The following is a 3108-nucleotide window of genomic DNA, read 5'->3' as shown; positions in this document are numbered from 1 at the left end:
TCTGGTCCTCTGTCTCCCGTTGGACGGGATGTGTGCGGTGCGACAGGAACTGCAGGATGTCCTCGGGCGATAGTGCACGGATGCAACAGCGCCCGAGCCCGTCCGGAACGGTTCGGCCGAAAGGTGCGTTAGAGCACATCATCGCGGCGTCGTGATCGATCGGAGGGAACTATTTGAGGAGTTCTGCTGCGGAACAGCGGTTTGGCCGCAGAATACCGCCGGTATCCGGGGAGAGATCTCCGGCGCCGTCGCGGGTGCTCGCCTCGATCGTATCAGACGGCGCCGAAATCCTATCGCAGGTTGTCGTCGCACTGATCCGAAGCGCGCTCGCCGGCAGGTCCGCCTCGCGGGGCGACTCCGAAGGCCGCGGGCGCCATCGTAGACTGCCGCGTGGACCCGGCAGCCTCTTTCCGCTACGCCATCGTCATGGCTGAGACGCTTTTCCTACCCGACCGGGGTCTGGCGCAGGCCACGGCAGCCCTGGCAGCCGCCGGCTCGCTCAGCGAGGTCGTGACCATCCTCAAGCGGACCGCGCGGGCCATCGCGGGGTCCGACGGCATCGCCGTGGTTCTGCGGGAGGGCGACACATCGTTCTACGTGGCCGAGGACGCCATCGAGCCGCTCTGGTGCGGTCGAAAATTTCCGCTGACGGCCTGCGTCTCGGGTTGGGCCATGCTCAACGACGCGACCGCGATCGTGCCGGACATCGAATGCGATGTCCGCGTCCCGGCCGAGCTCTACCGCCTCACCTCGATGCGCAGCCTTGCCATGGTGCCGATCGGTTCGCCCGAACCGACGGCCGCGCTCGGTGCCTATTGGTGCGCGTCGGTCATCCCCGACGACGCGACCGTCTGCCGGCTCGAAGCGCTGGCCCAGGGCGCCGCCGCCGCCCTGGCGCGGGTGCGGACCGAGCCTTCCGCTCCCCGCCCGGCGGCGCCTCCCAAGCCGTAGGGGACGCGACGGGACGTCGGGCAGGCGGCGGGATCGTTCCGGGTGTCCCGAGGGTTCCCGGGCATCGATCTCTCCGTCCGGACACCTCTGTTCAGCCCATGAAGCGCCTGACCCTCATCGGCATCTTCGCGGCCATGCTGGCCGCCATCGTGCTGATCGCCGCCACGTGGTCGACGGTAACCCCGGTCAACCCGCCCGTATCGCCGGACACCTCCGCTACGCCCAATCCCACCGGCCAGCGGAAGTAGCCAGCGGCCGGTCCGCCGCCCGCGCGGCCCTGCGCGCGGATGAGCCGGGCGACAGGTCGATTCATCGCGGAGCCGTGATATTGCTGCGGGCCGGGGTGAATTGGCACGATCTTGCGCCAGATTAGTCTGAACGGTCAGGGAGGTTTTGGGCGATGGGACAGCGTTCGAAGGCGCCGGTCAACGCGATCGACGGCTTCAGCGAACCGCTCGACAGGCTGCGCGCCGCCCTGGACGCCTCCTGCGTGGTCGGGACCTGGGACTGGGACATCGTGCGCAGCACCATGGTGTACGATACCGGCGCGGCGCGGCTCCTGACCGGCGACCCCTCGCGCGCCGAGACCGAGATCAGCGGTCCCGAGACCTTGGCGGCCGTGCACCCGGACGACCACGACTGGCTGCTGGATCACGTCCAGCGGACCGTGAGGGCGGGGGGGCTGGTGCTGGCCGAGTACCGCGTCGTGGCCGCGGACGGGACGGTCCGCTGGCTGCTCAGCCGCGGGCGGACCTTCCAGAACGCGATCGGCCACCCGGTGCGGGCCCGCGGCATCATCATCGACATCACCGAGATGCGCGAGGGCGAGGATCGCTACGTCTTCAGCGGCGAGGCTGCGGTGGGCAACCCCCTGGAGCGGGCCACCGACTTGGCCATCGCCCTCAAGCGGACGCTGGGCGACGACGCGGCCGCGGAGGTCCGGATCGCCACCGACATGCTGCTGATGAGCCTCGGGCGCGCCATTGCGCGCGATCACGGATCCCACTGATCTGGCGGAACCGGCATCCGCCGGGGACGGCGGGAAGCGGGAGGCGCCCGGCACAGGTGCGTGACGGACCGCCGGCCTCGCGCGCGGGCTCGGGAACTTGCCCTGGACTGCGGTTTTGGCCTGTCACAGCCTGCGGAAAGGCTGGACAGGAGGGGTGCATGGGACAGGATGTCGAGGCCGCGCGGGAAGCCTTCCGCTCGGTTCCGCCGGGTCGGCCGGCCCGTGAGACGAAGGCGGTCGATCCCGCGATCGGCGGAAGCGGCCCGCACGCGCCGGGCCCCGCAGATCCCGCTTCCGATGCGGCCCCCGAGAGCGGCGGCTACGATGACAGGCCGACGCCGCGCCAGCCGGACAACCGCAAGGGCGGGTACGGGGCCGGCTGACGCGGCCGGATGCGACGGCCCGCCACGCGGATACGGCGCGGCCATCCCGCCGGTCCGGGTCGGCGGGCGAGGGTCCGATACCCTGGGCGCCCGCGCCCAGGGCTTGCGGAGCCACCCGCCTCGGTCTGACGCCATTGTCCGAACACGAGCACCCTTGTCCCCGCCCCTGGCGTTCCCGGCCTCGCCCGGGATCGCTCAAGGGCGTGGGGACGGGCCAGGGGTGGGGGTTCGTGAAGGGTCGAGCGAAACGGTGCCGCCTGCACCGCCCCGCGATGGCCAGGGACGACACAGGTTCGTGGTCTCAGCGCGCGCACCCGCCCGCTTGAGAAGGGGCCTCTCCCCTGGCCTGCCCGGGAGAAGGCGCGCGTCGCGTTCCGTCACAGGCCTGCGGCCGACGATCCGGCCTCACCGGGCGGTCCCCGCCTGAAGAAACGCCTCGGCCTCCCGCGATGCGGAGCCGGCTTCACGTCCACGCATCGCCGGATCTTTACGATAGATTAACCATAATGAGTCGAATCTACTTCCTTTAAATCTTTCCGCAGCCCAGATTATAGCCAGCCGCACCATGTTCTAAAGGACATCTTATGATCGAAGCATCCGACGAGAAGGCCGGAGCCCTGACCGCGCTCACCGCCGAGCTTGTCGCCGCCTACGTGTCGAACAACTCCGTTCCGCCCGCCGAGCTGCCGGCGCTGATCGCCCGCGTGCACGGCGCGATCGCCGGCCTCGTCGCCGGTACGCTGACGGTCGAGACCGGCGCGGCGG

The 3108-nt window shown here is 70.2% G+C and carries 5 protein-coding genes; all 5 read left to right on the top strand.

What is annotated here, in order from left to right:
- The first annotated feature begins 426 nt into the window (after positions 1-426).
- Entirely contained in the window at positions 427-951 is a 525-nt protein-coding gene (locus ACLBX9_RS00465) for a GAF domain-containing protein (RefSeq protein WP_447717521.1), read from the top strand.
- A gap of 98 nt (positions 952-1049) precedes the next feature.
- Positions 1050-1199 (top strand): hypothetical protein, encoded by a 150-nt coding sequence (locus ACLBX9_RS00460; protein ID WP_010687569.1) that lies wholly within the window; start codon positions 1050-1052, stop codon positions 1197-1199.
- Positions 1200-1351: 152 nt separating this feature from the next.
- Positions 1352-1960 carry a PAS domain-containing protein gene (locus tag ACLBX9_RS00455; RefSeq protein ID WP_447717520.1) on the top strand — a complete coding sequence of 203 codons (609 nt, stop codon included), beginning with the start codon at positions 1352-1354 and terminating at the stop codon, positions 1958-1960.
- A gap of 158 nt (positions 1961-2118) precedes the next feature.
- Positions 2119-2343, top strand: coding sequence for a hypothetical protein (locus ACLBX9_RS00450; RefSeq protein ID WP_010687571.1), 225 nt, complete (start codon positions 2119-2121; stop codon positions 2341-2343).
- Positions 2344-2927: 584 nt separating this feature from the next.
- The coding region (locus ACLBX9_RS00445) for a MucR family transcriptional regulator (RefSeq protein ID WP_447717519.1) at positions 2928-3108 on the top strand (181 nt) is incomplete at its 3' end.

The organism is Methylobacterium sp. A49B (assembly GCF_053346215.1).
The sequence above is the reverse complement of the archived record's forward strand: the minus strand, read 5'-3'. Positions and strand labels throughout refer to the sequence as shown.